Annotated in this window: 14 protein-coding genes; all 14 read left to right on the top strand. The window is 28.2% G+C overall.

The window, feature by feature from the left end; all coding sequences use genetic code 11:
- Positions 1-13 precede the first annotated feature (13 nt).
- Positions 14-1,171, top strand: a complete 1,158-nt coding sequence (locus KGF41_RS11565; protein WP_227841720.1) for a phage major capsid protein — start codon at positions 14-16, stop codon at positions 1,169-1,171.
- A 91-nt stretch (positions 1,172-1,262) separates the two neighbouring features.
- On the top strand, positions 1,263-1,553 hold the full coding sequence (locus KGF41_RS11560; protein WP_227841719.1) for a head-tail connector protein: 291 nt from the start codon (positions 1,263-1,265) through the stop codon (positions 1,551-1,553).
- On the top strand, positions 1,540-1,875 hold the full coding sequence (locus KGF41_RS11555; RefSeq protein WP_227841718.1) for a phage head closure protein: 336 nt from the start codon (positions 1,540-1,542) through the stop codon (positions 1,873-1,875). Before KGF41_RS11560 ends, KGF41_RS11555 begins: the two co-directional genes overlap by 14 nt.
- Before the next feature lie 13 nt (positions 1,876-1,888).
- Positions 1,889-2,272 (top strand): HK97-gp10 family putative phage morphogenesis protein, encoded by a 384-nt coding sequence (locus tag KGF41_RS11550; RefSeq protein ID WP_227841717.1) that lies wholly within the window; start codon positions 1,889-1,891, stop codon positions 2,270-2,272.
- A 12-nt stretch (positions 2,273-2,284) separates the two neighbouring features.
- On the top strand, positions 2,285-2,614 hold the full coding sequence (locus KGF41_RS11545; RefSeq protein WP_227841716.1) for a hypothetical protein: 330 nt from the start codon (positions 2,285-2,287) through the stop codon (positions 2,612-2,614).
- A gap of 72 nt (positions 2,615-2,686) precedes the next feature.
- Positions 2,687-3,310: a major tail protein gene (locus tag KGF41_RS11540; protein ID WP_227841715.1), complete on the top strand. Its 624-nt coding sequence runs from the start codon at positions 2,687-2,689 to the stop codon at positions 3,308-3,310.
- A gap of 52 nt (positions 3,311-3,362) precedes the next feature.
- The gene (locus KGF41_RS11535) at positions 3,363-3,926 is read left to right on the top strand and encodes a major tail protein (protein WP_227841714.1); all 564 of its coding nucleotides are present in this window, start codon (positions 3,363-3,365) and stop codon (positions 3,924-3,926) included.
- Positions 3,923-4,291, top strand: a complete 369-nt coding sequence (locus KGF41_RS11530; protein ID WP_227832651.1) for a hypothetical protein — start codon at positions 3,923-3,925, stop codon at positions 4,289-4,291. Before KGF41_RS11535 ends, KGF41_RS11530 begins: the two co-directional genes overlap by 4 nt.
- Positions 4,292-4,480: 189 nt before the next feature.
- Positions 4,481-11,233 (top strand): phage tail tape measure protein, encoded by a 6,753-nt coding sequence (locus KGF41_RS11525; RefSeq protein ID WP_227841713.1) that lies wholly within the window; start codon positions 4,481-4,483, stop codon positions 11,231-11,233.
- Positions 11,234-11,245: 12 nt separating this feature from the next.
- Positions 11,246-12,031, top strand: coding sequence for a phage tail family protein (locus KGF41_RS11520; RefSeq protein ID WP_227841712.1), 786 nt, complete (start codon positions 11,246-11,248; stop codon positions 12,029-12,031).
- Between the two features lie 37 nt (positions 12,032-12,068).
- Positions 12,069-13,715 carry a phage tail protein gene (locus KGF41_RS11515; protein WP_227841711.1) on the top strand — a complete coding sequence of 549 codons (1,647 nt, stop codon included), beginning with the start codon at positions 12,069-12,071 and terminating at the stop codon, positions 13,713-13,715.
- A gap of 16 nt (positions 13,716-13,731) precedes the next feature.
- Positions 13,732-15,660 carry a tail fiber domain-containing protein gene (locus KGF41_RS11510; RefSeq protein ID WP_227841710.1) on the top strand — a complete coding sequence of 643 codons (1,929 nt, stop codon included), beginning with the start codon at positions 13,732-13,734 and terminating at the stop codon, positions 15,658-15,660.
- Positions 15,661-15,662: 2 nt separating this feature from the next.
- The gene (locus KGF41_RS11505; RefSeq protein WP_227841709.1) at positions 15,663-15,884 is read left to right on the top strand and encodes a hypothetical protein; all 222 of its coding nucleotides are present in this window, start codon (positions 15,663-15,665) and stop codon (positions 15,882-15,884) included.
- Positions 15,860-16,723, top strand: an 864-nt coding sequence (locus KGF41_RS11500; RefSeq protein ID WP_227856676.1) for a BppU family phage baseplate upper protein, incomplete at its 3' end; no start/stop codon positions are given. The genes KGF41_RS11505 and KGF41_RS11500, both read left to right, overlap by 25 nt.

Here is a 16,723-nt window from a genome sequence, read left to right as displayed (position 1 = left end):
GAGTGAATTTATAATGAATAGATACCAGTTGGAACAAATGAAAGATGGAGTAAAAGAACAATTAAAGATAGAAAATGAAAATCTATCTAAAATGTATCTTGATTCTAAAACTACTATGGAAGCAAGACAAGAACAACAAAAAATAGTTAAAGATTTAGATGAAAGATTTGAAGGTATAAAAAATAAAATAAAGGAAAATGATGATAGAGAAGCTCAACAAATAGCTTTTAAGAATAAAAATAAAAATTTAGGAAACAGTGAAAAAGATATTAAAATAAATGCGAAAGCTGAATTAATAAGAAATGTAATGTCTGGTAAAGAAGTAACAAAAGAGATAAAAAATGTACTTGGAGATGGTGATGCTCTTGGAGGTGGTAATAAAATACTACCTACTACAATGACAAATGAATTGTTATATGAACCAATGTCAAAAAATCCGTTGCGAGGGATTTCAACAATGACAAATATAACTAATTTAGAAATACCAAAAATTATATTCTCTTTAGATGATGATGATTTTTTAGATTCAGATTCAGCATCAGCGAAAGAATTAAACGCAGATGGAGCTAATGTATCTTTTGATAGAAATAAATTTAAAGTTTTTTGTGATATAACAGAAACTGTTCTGAAAGGTACAGAAACAAATTTAGTACAAGTTGTAGACGCAGGTCTACAAAGTGGTTTAGCTAAAAAAGAAAAAAAGGTAGCGTTTGAATCGAATAATCCAACAGAAATGTCTTTTTATAAAAAATCAACAGAAAGTGGAAATCCATTTTTAATAAAATCAATAGAGGGAGATACATTGTTTGAAGCAATAATAAATTGTCTTGCAGACCTAGAGGATGATTATTCAGAAAATGCCAGTGTTGTTATGAGAAAAGTTGATTATTTTAAAATAATAAAGACTTTAGCTAATGGAAACGCAAGTTTATATACAGCTCAACCAGAACAAGTGTTAGGAGTACCCGTTATTTATTGTGATTTAGCTACAATACCAGTTGTAGGGGATTTTAGATATTCACATTTTAATTATGATTTAGAAATGTTCTATGATAGAGACAAAAATGTTAAAACTGGTATAGAAAGCTTTGTTCTAACCGCATATTTAGACCACAAAATTAAAATGAAATCTGCTTTTAGATTAGCAACAGTAAAAAGTAATACACCCTAAACCAGACCTTCCAGAAGAAGAAGGTCAACCCAAAGCTAATATATTAAAAACTAAAAGCATTAAAAAAACAGAAACAAAGTAGGTGAATATCTTGGAAGAGAGTGAAATACTAGACTCTATAAAATTGTATTGTAGGTTAGATGATTGTCCAGAAGAAGAAATAAAAGAATTAAAAGAAGCTTGCGAGGAATATTTAAAAAATGCAGGTGTTGAAAAAGATTATGAAAATAAGTTGTATTTTTTAGCTATAAAAAAACTTATTTTACATTTTTATGATAATAAAGGTATTGTGGGCAAGAATACGGAAATATTATACGGAATAACTCCTATAATAAACCAACTACAATTAGGGAGGTCAATAGGAAAAAGTGTTAGACTATAGAATAACCATAGAAAAACTTTCTGAGAATAATACAAACGAAATGGGCTTTCCTCTTGATGATTGGCAAGCATATTATACTTGTTGGTCAGATTTTAAAGCTGTAAGCGGTAAAGAATATATATCTGCAAAAGCTGTATCAAGTGAAAATATAGTAACTTTTACTATTAGATACTCCCAAAAGGTAAGATTAATAATAGAAGATATAGAAAGTACTAAAATATATAGAATTAGATATAGAAATAAAATCTATGACATAATTTATATTTCTGATTTTGAAAATAAACATAGATTTGTTGATTTTAAATGTAAACTTGTGTCTTAGGGATGTGAATAAAATGAGTATGGAATGGAATGGTTTTTCAACATTACAACAAAAATTAGAAAACTTGGAGAAAAAGGTAAGTAATGAAATAGTTGACAAGGCATTAAATGAAGGCTCAGAAGTACTTTTAAATGGTCAAAAAGAGACTGTATCTGTTTTAACAGGGAACCTGTTACAAAGTTTGGGTACTTTTGATAAAAAAGGTTCTGGTGCTAATAAAAAAGTAGATATAGGTATAGCACATAATCAAGATAGAGCTGCCACTTATGGATATTATCAAGAAAATGGAACTACTAAGATGGCAGGAACTAGCTGGATGCGAAGAGCTTGGAATATGAAAATAGGAGAAGCTAGTTCAAAAATAAAAGAAGTGCTAAAAGAATCATTAAAACGCTAATGGAGTATAAAAATGATAAATGAATTGATTTGTAAAATAATGAAAGGCCTAAATATAGATTGTTATTATTTAGAAGCTAATTGCAAGAAAGATAAGTATGTTATTTTTACTATTTACAATGAAAATAGACTTGACCAAAACTTGTATGATGATGATTATATATCTACTACATATAACATACAAATGTCGTTTTGGTATAAAAGACCTAGTGATATTACTTTGTATGAAGATATAAAAAATGAAATGAAAAAAAATGGTTTTTATCTTAAATCAGTAGCAGATAGAAAAGAAGGCGAGTTTTATGGTAAAACATTCGACTTCTTATATGAAAAAGATGAATAATAAAATTGTTGAGGTGTCCAAATTGGACACATTTTTTATGCAAAAAATAAAAAAGAAAGAGGGTAATATAATATGCCAAATGCAGAAAAAAATTATAAAAGTAAAATAATATCTGGTCTTAAAAACATACATGTTGCAAAAGTGAATGATGATGGAACTTTTGCTGTTCCAGTGCCTATCTTAGGTGGAAAAAAAGTTGAATCATCTTATGAGGTAAGCGAAGATATAACTTATGCAGATGACATGGCAGTTGATAACGATATGACTGTTTCGAATGGTTCTGGAAAAATGACAGTTTTGGGATTGCTGATGGATGAAAAAGCACTAATTTATGGTGGAGATAATATGTCTGGAGGTTGGGGGCTGTCTACTAATATGCAAGTGCCTAATCTAGCGATTTTATTTGAACAGCAAAAAAGAGATGGTGGGAAAATATTAAGTGTAATATATAATGCACAATTTAAACCAGCCGGAATCAATGCAACTACAGTAGAAGAAAAAAAAGAAAAAGAAACTGTTGAGTTAGAATTTACTTCATTGCCAGCTGTAACAAGTGTTGATGATAAAAACTATTTTTATTACACAGTAGACACAAAAGATAAAAATGTAAGTCAAGAAATGATTGAAAACTGGTATAAAACAGTTCAAGTTCCGAAAAAAACAGTAGAGAACACTCCAAATATTCCAGAATCATAAAAATAATATAGAGGGCTTATAAGCCCTCTATATTTAATTAAAGGTGAAAAAAATGAGTTATAAAGAAAAAATTATACATGGTTTTGATAATATACATTTATGCAAAATAGACGAAAATTCTGTTCCTGTAAAAATATTAGGTGGCATATCTGTAAGCATAGAATTAAAGCAACCCTATAAAATTATGAAATCTGGTGGAAATGAAAATATAATTTTTTACGGAAAAGTAAGTGGAACAGGCAAATTGAATTTATTAGGGTTAACAGCAGATGAAGAAGAGTTAATTTGGAATTTTAAAAGATACAAAAACGGAATAATTGTTGAAGATAGTATAAAACCAAATAATCTAAGGTTGTTATTTACAAGAAAAAGACGTGATGGAGCAATAATTTATTATTGTATATATAATGTAATCTTTGATATAGATGGTATTTTAGCTGAAACAGATGCAGCGAAAAGAAGTAGTAGTAAAAGAGAGTTAAGTTTTAATGTATTTGCTGATAAAAAAATAAAACTAACATTCTTTTCTATGGATACAAAAAGTGGTGAAAAAGAAATATTAGAGAATTGGTTTAAAGAAATACAAATTCCAGAAAAGGAAAATTATGAATTATGATAGATGATAAGATAACAATTAAGTTAAATGAAGAAAGTGTTGTGTATGATGCTAGATTGGATATGGGAGCAATAGCAGAAACACAGCATTTTTTTAAGTTAAGAAATGATTTTATGACAGTACCAGAGGTTCTGAAATGGGTTGGTAAAGGCGATTTTATGGTGGTAAATGAATTAATTATCCAGTCAATATTAAGATGTCACAAACAATTAAATAGAGAAGATATAATAACAAATTTGAAGTTTAGAGAAATGCCCAAAATACATGAATATTTAAATTTGTTACTTGAGAAAGCTATGCCAGCAAAAGAAAAAAATAACAGTGAAGATGAAATTGAGGACATAGAAGAAAAACAAGATGATTGAGACTTTGAGTACTTAGAATATTTATGGACTACAGTATTAAAAAGACCAGTTAGAGATTTTTTAAAAACTACACCAAAAAAATTATTCGCACAAATTGATGCACATGGAAAATTTAAAGGTGTAGATAAAGAAAAAAAGAATGTTGAGATTGTTAATTCTACAGAATTTATGTAAAAAGGTGGTGGTTAAATGTCAGAGGAGATAGAGAAGCTATCGGTCACGTTAGCATTAGAAGCAAATAACTTTACTAAACAAATCAGTGCAATAAATAAAGAAATAGGTAATTTAGATAGAGAATTTAAAACAGCAGCACAAGGTAATAAACAATTTGAAAATAGTTTTACTGGTCTTGGTGCTAAGATGCAAAAGCTTACAAAACAGATTGATTTGTATAATAAAAAGTTAGAGAGTCAAAAAAACCAGTATAAAAGTTTGCAATCTACTTTAACCACGCAAAAAGCCAAATTAGATAGTTTAGAAAGTACACTAGGTAAAAATTCTAATGAATGGAAAAAACAAGCTCAACTTGTACAAAAAAACGCTGAAAAGTTAAGTAGATTAGGAAGTAATATAAATCAAACTAAAAGTACAATTAGTAGACTTAGAACAGAGCTAACACAAACAGGTCAAAAATTTCAAGAACTTGGAAATAAAACATTAACTATTGACCAAAAACTAAGCAGATTGAATAGCCAAGCGAGATTAACAGAATCTGAATTTAATCGACTTGGAGCAGAACTTGCACGAAACGGGTCGTATTTCCAAAGGCTTGGGAATGAAATGAATCAGCTGGGAAGTAAAATACAATCAAATAAAGCTAGATTAGCAATATATCAAGCTGAATTTAACAAATTAAATAATGAATTAAATCAAAATAAACAAAAACATGCACAGCTTGGTGCTGAGATTAGGAAAACTGAAAGCATTTTAAGCCAAGTAGCAGCATATTATGGTAAAAATTCACATGAAGCACAACAACTTACACAAGAATTATACAGGTTAAAAGATGCTTATAATAAACAAGAAATAGAAATAAAACAAGCAGAAACAGCACTAAATGGCTATCAAGCAGAACTCAATCAGACTAGTGCAAATATAACAAGATTATCGGCACAACTTAGACAAATGCCTTTTACAACATTAAGTCGTTCGCTGCTAACAGCTGGACAAAACTTGAAAAGCGTTGGTATGAGTTTAGGTATGTATGTATCAATGCCACTCGGGATGTTAGGTATAGCAGCAGCAAAAGCAGGTGTTAACTTTGATACAAGCATGTCTAAACTACAAGCAACAGCAGGAATTGCAGACAAAAGCAGTGTATCATTTCAAAAGTTACAAGAAAAAGCTCAAGATTTAGGAGCTAGAACTTCATTTTCAGCAGCACAAGCAGCAGATGGTTTAACATATTTAAGCCTTGCTGGTTGGGATGTAGAGACATCTTTGTCAAGGATAGAACCAGTATTGAGAGCTGCCGAGGCAGGTGGTATGGATTTAGCATTGTGTTCCGATTTGGTTACAGATAGTATGGCAAGTGCTGGAATTGCAAGTCAAGATTTTACTAAATATTTAGATATAACAGCACAAGCACAAAGAAAATCTAATACTAATATGCAACAAATGCTAGAAGCATATGTAACAGCAGGAGGAATGTTTAAAAACTTAAATATGCCACTCGAACAGTCTGCCGCACTTATTGGAATATTAGCTAATAGAGGAACAAAGGCAAGTGAAGCTGCAAATGCATTAATAAGTGTTTTTAGTAATATAATTGGTGAAAATGGAAGAGCAGGAAAAGCGTTAGATGCATTAAATATATCTCTGTTTGATTCGCAAGGGAAGCAGAAGGATACAGTTGCAGTTTTGAAAGAAATGAGTAATGCACTAGGTGTAACGTCTGATGAAACAACTAAATTGACGCAAGAAGAGCGAGCAAGGTTTGCAACAATGATTGGCGGTAAGACACAATATGACACATTGATGAAATTGTTAGCAGGTGTGAATGATGAATACGATGAGTTAGAAGATTCTTTAAAAAATTCTAAAGGTTCATTGATGGAAGTTGCTACAACTATGAAAGATAACTTGGGTGGAGCAATTATAAATATGAAATCGGCTTTAGAGGGTGCTGGAATAAAAGCGTTCAAAGCGATGGAGCCAGTCCTTGCAAATCTTATACAAAAAATCACTGAATTATCTAACTGGTTTACTAATTTAAGTGAATCATCACAACAAAACATAGTTAAAATGGCAGCAATAGCCGTAGCACTTGCACCTGTTTTAATGGTTTTTGGTCAACTTATAATTGTCAGTAGTCATTTAACTAATTTAATGGGAAAAATTAAGAGAGCTACAACCGCAGTAGGAGCTAGTGGTTTTGGAGGATTAGCAGCAAAGGTTGGTGCTTTAATACCTAAACTATTTTCTTTGCAAGGAGCTTTTGCACTGTTAGCAGCAGGTGGGATTGTATTAGCTACAAAAGCTTTGCATGACTATAGTGTTGCAGATGGTAAAGCGTATGAACAAAGAAAAAAGAATATTGAATCATTAGAGAGAGAAAAGAAAGGCTATGAAGAGTCACGACAAAAAATTGGATATATAGCTCAAGAATATGACAAGTTAAAAGGTAAATCTAAACTAAGTTCAGAAGAAGCTGAAAGACTAAAAACATTAACTAAAGAAATCGCTGAAATAATGCCCGAACTAGTTTCTGGATATGATGAAGAAGGCAATCCAATATTAAAAATGAAAGGTTCAGCTACAGAATTGTGTTCTGAACTAGATAGAGCAATAGAGAAGAAAGAACGTCTTATAAATTTTGACAAAATGGATAATGCTGAAATCGCTGTTGATAAGCAAGCTGGTAAAAGAGATAAAGATGGCAATAAACTTACAGGAAAAGCGGCTGATTCATACCAAACAGAAGGCGAGAAAATTTTAACAATACAAAAAAAGTATAACGATGATATAGCAAAAATAGAAAAAGAAGGAACTATTTTAAGAGGTAAAATAAGAAATTCAGAAGGCAAAGACAGAGAAAAATATATACAGAAATATAATGAACATTTAAGAAAAAGAGAAAAATTAACACAAGATGCACAAAAAGAAAATGAAAGAAGTTTAGAAGAAGCTAAGAAAGTAGCACAAGAAGTCGAAGAAGGTGTATTTGCTACAGTAAAGTCTAGTAGTAGTTTTAAATCTAGCAAAAACAATGATGCTAAAAAACAGTTTGATGAATTAAAAGGATTTTTAGATTTTAGTGAGATAAAGACTAAAGAACAATTATCTAATGCAGAAAATGCTATGAATAAATTGTTTAAGTCAGCATCAGCTGGGAAAATAAACTTATCTGATGTTAAAAAAGAAATCGAAGGGGCTAATGATGCATTAGCTAAAGATGGAAATTTAAATTCTTATAATAAAAAAATGCAAGATTTAGCTAAAACTATTGCTAGTAAAACAGGAACGCAGGCTAGTGATTGGGTAAGCTTATTAACTACTTTAGATAAAGAATTTTTAAAAACTAGTGATTCAACAGATGTCTTTCTTAAAAAGTTTAATAGAACTAGACAACAATTAGAAGCTGGTGACAGTTTAGCTGTTGCAGTACAACAACAATATGAAGCGTTAAATACTGCTCTTGAAGGTTTGCAGATAACAGGAAAAGAAGAGGTAGACATACAGACTGTTATTGATTTTACTAATGACCAAAATATACCAGAAGATGTTAGAAATTTTGTAAATAGCTTAATAAAAAAAGATGCAAATGGAAATATAACTAATTCGGAAGAAGTTATAAAATTTACAGCAGATTTATTGTTTGAACTACAACAAGAAAATCCTAATTTTGATAATTTGCAAGCAGAAGCTGATAAACTGTTTGGAAATAATAAAGTAAAAGTAACGGAAGATTTGGAAATTACAGAAGGAGAAATTGACACATCTAATGTAAAAACAGATGATGTTGAACAAAAAATAAAAGATAAATTTGCACAAGATAAAGTATCAGCTAAAATTAATGTTGCAATTGAAAATGGAGATATAAATTCTGATAAAATTAAATTAGTTGGAGAAATATTTGATAAAATACCAACTGAATATAGAACAAAATTTATATTAGATAATACAGAAGCGATTAATAAAGCAAAAAATTATGATGATATAATTAAATATTTAAAAGATAATCCAGAAATTGCACAAAAATATAATATTAAAGTAGAAGGTTTAGAAAAAGCAAAAGAAACCAACAAGGAAACTGATAAAAACAAAGGTCAGACCTCTACACAAAAAATGGAAGTTGAAGGTGCTGAGGAAAGCAAGAAAAAAGCTGAGGGTACTAATAAAGAAGTAGATAAAAATAAAGGTCAAACCTCTACGCAAAAAATGGAAGTTGAAGGTGCTGCAAAAAGTGAAAAGGATGCTAAAAAGGCAAATGAAGAAGCATCAAAGAATGATGGAGAGAAGCATGTACAGACGGTAGAAGCTAAAGGGGTTGAAGGTACAGCCGAACAACTGAATCAATTAGCAACTAAAGCAAAAGAAATAGGAAAAGGCAAATATGAAATAAGTATAACAGCTAAAACAGCACAAGCAGCTAAAAACGTATCTGGATTAATAACAAAGATAAATCAATTTAGTAAAGTAAAAGTAAAACAATTAGTATTTAAAACAGAGACAGCACAAGCAGCTAAAAATGTTACTGGTTTAGATAAAAAAGTAGCTAGTTACAAAAGCAAATATGGTGGAAAAACTATAACAACAACATTTAAAGCAGAAACAGCACAAGCAGCTAAAAATATATCGGGCTTGATGCGTAAGATAGATTCATATAAGGCTAGTTATGCAAGGTCATTTACAACATCAATGACAGCAAATGTGCAAGTTAATAAGAATGTTACAACAACAGAAAAAACAGAAAAAAATGAGGCTGGAAAACCTGCATCATTACCAATAGAAAGGGCGATACCTGCACCTAAATTATTAAATGATTCACCAACACCAGCTACGAGAGAAAATATAATCCCTAGAGCTAGAGGATTTACTAGTTCAACACCAATTGCAATAACTGGAAAAGATATAGCAGATGCATTAAAATATGATGTTAATTTATTGCAAGAATTAGAGAATAGATTACAAAAAATAAATAATGAATTAACTAGACTAGATAAGTTAGCAGAAAATGCAACTGATGCAGATAAAATAAAATATCTACAAAAACAAAATGAATTGTACAAAGAACAGGCAGAAGTACAAAAAGATTTAGAAGATAAATTAATAAGACAAAAAAATTATTATAAATCTGCACTTGAACAAAAAGGACTAAAATTTAATAGTGATGGAAATTCAACAAATTATGAAGAGGAAATATTAAAGAAAAAGAAAATAGTTGCAGACTTAGAAGAAAAGGCTGAAAAAGCAAAAGATAAGAATAGTGATTCATTGCAAAAAAAAGCTGAAAAAGAAAAGAATAGTCTGGAAGAAATCCAAAAACTTTATGATGAATACATAAAAGTTACTTTAACTAGTTTACCAGAATGTATAGGTCAGTGGAATGAACTTAATCAGAAAATCAAAGAAAATGAACAAAGTATAAAAAACATAAAAAGAGAACAAGAAAAATTATTCATGGAGTCCACATGGACATCTATGTACAAAGATGTTCAGCAAGTAAAAAATGAATTAGACATGTTAGATGTAAAATTAAAAAATGCATCTACAGAAGAAAAAGAAGAAATAATTAAGAAAAAAATAGAGTTACAAAAAAAGTATAATAAAGAATTAACTGAAACAACTGAGTACATGAAACAAGTTCAAAACCAGCTTAAAGGCAAGCTGCAAAAATTAGGATTTGAATTTAGAGACAATGGAGATATTTCTAATTATATACAACAGATACAAAAGTTAAAAGAAGAAAACAAAGATTTTGAAGAAGCAGAAGAACTCGCAAAAGGGTATTTAGATTTATTATTAGAAAAAATACCATCTGCACAACGAGAGCTTGAAGGAATAACTGGAGCAATAGCAGATTTAAAAGAGGAACAAAAAAAGCTATATGAAGAACAATTAAACACTATTACAGATGTAGAAAAAGAAATAACAGATATATATAAAAAGCAAGTTGAAGAAAGAAAAAAATTAATTGATGAAGAATTAAAGAAAAGAACAGATGCTCTTGATAAAGAGAAAAAAGCTTATAATGATGCAAGAGAAGAGATGAATTATAAGAATGATGAAAAAGAGCAAAAAGATGCTATTGCTGAAATAGAAAAAGAATTAGAAATAGCTAGAAAAAATACAAGTCTGTCTGGTCAAAAAAGAGTACAAGACTTAGAAAAAAAATTGCAAGAAGAACAGAAAAAACTAGAAAAATTAGTACAAGATAACATCGACAAACAAGTAAATAATAAGTTTGACAAAGAAAGTGAAAGACTAGAAAAAGAAGCGGAAGAGACTGTTAAAAATCTTGAAGAAAAGTTTTCTGATACAAAGCTTGCAGAAATAGTAAAAGAGGTATTGGATAGTGGAATTTTTACAGATATAGATGGTAATGTAAAAGATTTACAGGATACCATGATTGAATTTATAAATAAATATCAAGATGGGTTGACTATTGCAGGAGATAAAATAAAAACTGAATGGCTAGACAAGCTGGATGAAGCTCTTGACAAAATGGAAGATTTAGCAGAAATAAATGAAAAATTAGGAGTAAAAGAATTTAATACAAATTTAAAATCTTTAGACTATAATTCACAAAGATACAGTCAACCGACTAGTCGTATGTTAAACAATAATACTACTAATAATAACCAGTTTATTTTTAATCCTAGTAAACCACTAGTTGTAGTAGAAAATGCTACAAAAGATTCCATACCAGACTTACAAAGAATTATTGATAAGTCTATAAAAGAAGCAATAAATGATTTTGCAAAAGAAATTGTTAAATAAAGGAGATAAAAATTGTTTATTTCAGAAAAATTTATTTTAAATAAAAGAACTAGCGACTCAATGGGTGTAATTTTAATTACAGAATCAAACAATGATATATTTAATGACTATGGATTTATATATTCTGAAACAATAGAAAAGGTAAAAAGTTATAATGATAATCCAACTTTTTTTAAAGGGGAAAAAGATACTAGTGAAATAGTATTAAAAATATGTTTGGTAGATGGGAACTATGTTCCTAGAAAATGGTCTGATTATGATATAGAAGAAATTTGTGCATGGATTAAAACAGATGATTTTGTAGAGTTTATCAGCGAAGATAATGTTGAACTGATTTATTATGTAAAAGCAACTAAAATAGCTAAAAAGTTTACGGATAATTTAGAAGGTTATCTTGAAGTTACATTCCAACCATTTACAAATTTTGCTTATAAATCAGATGTTAAAACAATTATAATAAAAGAAAATATTGAAAGAAAAATAATTATAAATAATAAAAGTAATGTACAAGATGATTATATGCCTATAATTGAATTAATTAATTTAGGGGATGAATCTACTGTAAATATAATAAAAAATACTAGTATAGAAAATGAACAATTTGAGATTACTGGAATAGAAAAAAATGAGAAAGTTATAATAGATAATTTATATTGCACAGTAATTAATTCTAAAAATGAAAATAGATTTAAAAAATGTAATAGGAATTGGTTGAGATTAAAAAAAGGAGAAAATGAATTAAAAATTGTGGGTAACTGTAAACTTACAATAAAGTCAAAATATCCTATTTTAACTTAATAATGAGGTGGTATTTATTTTAAGAGAGAAAATTAATTTGAAAGAAATAAAAAAAGATTATGATATAACATTACATAAAGTTAATAAAAATATGATTGGGCAAATACCAGAATATTGTTTAAATTCTATGACTAGGAAAATTGATGGTATTGACGAGTTAGAATTTACAATACCAAAATATGTTTTTGATAGAGATACATTGCAAAGAAAAATAAATACTATGTATGATATGACTAAAAACGAAAGATTTATATGTATTAATAATAAAGAATATTTTGTTATAAAAGAAATAAAGGAAGATAATTATAAAAGTAAAGTAGTCAAAGCATATTCAAGAGAAATTAAATTATCTAAGATAGATATAAATATAGAAAATATAAATATACAACTATTTACATCAGACATAGAAAATAAAATAATTTCTATGTCTGAATATATGAAAACTGAAACAGGGTGGCAACTAGGTTATGTAGATGAAGATATAGCATATGATGTATTAGAAAATGGAAGCAAGCAAGAAAAAATTAGATGGCAAGAGAGCATAAACACCAACTGGTATGACTTTATTACAAAAAATATAAAAGAGGAATTTAATTGTGTAATTGAGTTTGATACATTTAATAAACTAGTTAATCTATATAATATAGATAGTTTTGGAGATGAAATAAAAATAACATTAACAGAAGATAATTATATAAAATCTATTGAAAAAACTTTAAATACAAATGATATAGTAACAAGGCTGAAACTTGAAGGAAACGAAGAAATGGACATAATAGATGCGACAGAAACAGGGTATCCCTATGTTGAAAATTATTCTTATTTTATAGAAAATGGAGAAATGAGTCCAGAACTGATAAAAGCAATAAATGTATATGAAGAAATGGTAAAAAAAAGAAAAGTACAGTGGAGAGAATTAGCAGATTTGAAAAGTAATAAAGGCAATGAATTGACAGATAAAAAAAATGAATTACAACTTGTTTATGCGTTTATAACAGGCTTACAAGGAGAAAAGAGAGCATATGAAGCGTCAAAAGATGATATTAATTTAGCTAGGATTATAGCAGAGATAACTAAAAAAAATGATGAAAAAGTAATATTAGAAGTTGCTGTAAGAAATTTAGAAGAAGAAATTGAAAATCTAAGAAAAAGTATAGATAATATAAATTTACTTTGTAAACGTGAAACTGCAACAGATGAAAGTGGAAAATTAATATTTAATGATGAATTATTAGAAGAGCTGAAAGAGTTTGTGTATTATGATACATATACTAATTCAGCTTTTATTAAAGTTGAAGATTTAATAAAAGCTGGTGAAAGAATTTTAGAATTAAAATGTAAAACAACGAATGAATGGTCGATAGATATAATAAATTTTTTAGATAGAATTTTAGATAATGGCAGGCAACATTGGGATGGAAAATTAGGTCTTGGTGATGTGATAGAACTTTATAGTTATAAAGAACATGTAAGAAAGCTTATATACTTTGTAGGGTATTCGCAAAAATTTAATCCTAATAGTTTGACAATAGAATTATCAAATAAAAAATTAAAAAATGATGATATAAAAACTATTGCAGATTATTTGAAAATGGCAAAAGAGTCACTTCAAGTTTTAGAATCTAAAAAATACTTATTGATGCAACAGAAATACAATAAAATAAGAAAAAATAGAAATATCTAAAAAGGGGTGAAAGTTATTGGCTATATTAGATAATAGCCCTGTTTTTTCATATATTCGTGCAACTGGTATAATAGTACATTACTACGATGAAGTTTACAATGTTGCAGAAAAATATTCCTGCATGAAATATATTTATTGGAATAGAAAAAATCCATATCAATTAGAAGATTCAGAAATTTTATTTGATAATTCAGATGAAAAATTTCTTGTAATAACTAATAATATGGGTATGCATAATATAGTTCCACAAAGTGAGGATACGAATTTCAGTATATCTTTTGATGGGGATTCTATAAAATCTATTGAAAAGCACATATATGGATTATATGAAAAAGATGAGGAAAATGACAAAAGATTTGTTTCTATAGAAACAGATATAACAGGAGTAAAAACGACTATAGGAGATTTAAAAGAAGAAGATACAAAGATAAAAGAAAATATAACAAAATTAGAATTAAAATCTGATGAAATAGACGCTAGTGTTAAGAGTGTTAGGAAAGACTTTACAGATAATAAAGAAATAAATGAACTAAGAGAAAATGTAAATAAAACTATAATAGAATTAAATGCAGCGATTGGTTTATATAGTTCTAAGATAACAGAATACTTCAAAGATGATAAAATAACCAATGAAGAAAAAACAGAAATAAATATCCAAAATACTATTATTGATGATAAGAAAAAATTATTATATATACAAATTGAAAAAGTTGTTTCAATATGTGATAAAAATTTTGATACAACTGGAAAATTAAATATAAATAATGCTAAAAATGCTTTAAATGAAGCTCATGAAAATTTAAAAACTGCAATAAATTCAGTTATAGCAGATAGTGTTGCAACTCCTAGTGACAAAATTTTAGTTATAAATACTTTTTCTAAATATAATATAAAAATAAATGAATTAAAAAATGTTCTGGATAATATAATTCTGCTTGGAGCAGGTGGAAGTATATCAGAAGAGTTAGCAAATTTTAATATGAAATCTAATCAGATGACTATGAGTGTACAAGAAACAGAAAAAAATATAAAATCTGAAATCAAAATATTGTCTGATGAAATAGCACTAAAAGTTAGTAAAGGAGAATTTAGTTCTTTAATAGAACAAAAATATGATAGTGTAAGGATAGCTTTTAATAAAATAAGTTCAGCTTCTGTTACTATAGATTATAGAGGGTTAACAGTTTTGAATGGTTCTATTGCATGTGATTGTTTAACAACTCCGAAAGGTCACGACCCTATTATTCGGCTGTTTGAAGATAGTAGTGCAACTATATGTTTAGATGCACAAGAAAGTGACGGTTCTGTAAAAGGAAGTGCAGTAAGATTAAAATATAATGAAAATTATTTGTTTATAAATAGATATGGAGCAAACATATTTGTTGATGGTGAGGTAAGATTACAAGTGAAACAAGATGATGCTTTTGTTCAGTGTGGAAATGCAAGATTTTGTTTTACTAATGACCCATATTCTTTTTTTCCAGACCAAAGCAGAACTGATTTAGGTCAAAACTATAACACATGGAGAAATGTTTATTGCGATACTTTAAGATGTGATGATGTTAGAAGTACATCAGACAGTAAATTTAAAGAAAATATTAGCTATATAGGTTTATCAAGAAAAAGGTCTTTTTTGATGAATACAGAAACTCCTTTTCTAGACTTTTTAAAAAATGATTTAAAAATAGCTACATTTAATTATAAAAATTTTAGTGAAGAAGAGAATAACAAACAGGTTGGATTTATAGCAAATGATATAAAAGATACAAAAGTTGGAGAAATGTTTATTTATGATTATGGCGATGAAGGATTAAAATTTAGTGTATCTGGTTATACAACTGTTGTGGCAGCAGCATTAAAAGAAGAAGTATTAAAAAGAGAAGAATTGGAAAATAAAATAAAAAAATTGGAAGAAAATATACAAGGCTTGCGTAAAGGAGAATAAAAATGGATGTAGATTTTAAAATTTTATATGAGAATGTAAAAGAAGAACTAAATAAGAGTATGTCGAATATGTTGCTCTATAAGAGTATAGCAATGCAAAAAGATGTAGAATTAAAAGATAATAATAAAAAAATAAAAGAATTAGAAGAAAATATTATATCGCTTAAAAAACTATCTGAAAATGTAGAGGGTGTTGAACAATGCGAAACAGAGATTATGAAGTAAAACAATATTTTTTAGAAATAGATTTTTCAGAATATGAAAATAGGAAAAATATAGTAAAAAAGATAATATATAGTGAAAATGATATTAATACAGCTTTTATTAAAGCACAACTAAAAAATGATGGAAAGATAATTGATTTAAGTAACTATGATGTAATAGTTAACATATGGAAGAATGTAGGTAATAAGGTGAACTCTCCATGTGTCATATTAGATGCAGAAAATGGAGAAGTAGAGATTCCAATTACTAGGGAAGCTTTGAAAGGTGCAGGTATAAACCCATTTACACTTATGGCTATAAATAGTGAGGGGTCTTTAGAATCTCCAAGATTTTATTATAGAGTAGAAGAAGGGCTTGTAAATGATGATGATATTGAAAATGCGGATGAATTTGGCGTTTTAGTATTATTAATAAGTCAAGTCAAAGAAGTTTTAAAAGATAATGATATTTTAGTTACCAGAGTTGAAAAATTGGAAAATTTAATAGAAGAAAATGAAGAAACAAGAAATAATAATGAAGAAACAAGAGAAGCTAATGAATTAAAAAGAAAAGAAAATGAAGAGGTAAGAAAATCAAGTGAATTAGTAAGAAATAGTAATGAAGAAACAAGAAATAGTAGTGAAGAAACAAGAGAAGCTAATGAGTTAGTAAGAAAAGAAAGTGAAGAAGTAAGAAAAACCAGTGAAGAAACAAGAGAAACTAATGAGTTAGTAAGAAAAGAAAGTGAAGAGGTAAGAAAAACCAGTGAAGAAGCAAGAGAAGCTAATGAGTTAGTAAGAAAAGAAAGTGAAGAGGTAAGAAAAACCAGTGAAGAAGCAAGAGAAGCTAATGAGTTAGTA

Source organism: Clostridioides sp. ZZV14-6150 (assembly GCF_020657875.1).
GTDB lineage: Bacteria > Bacillota > Clostridia > Peptostreptococcales > Peptostreptococcaceae > Clostridioides.
This window is presented reverse-complemented; position numbering and strand designations above follow the sequence as displayed.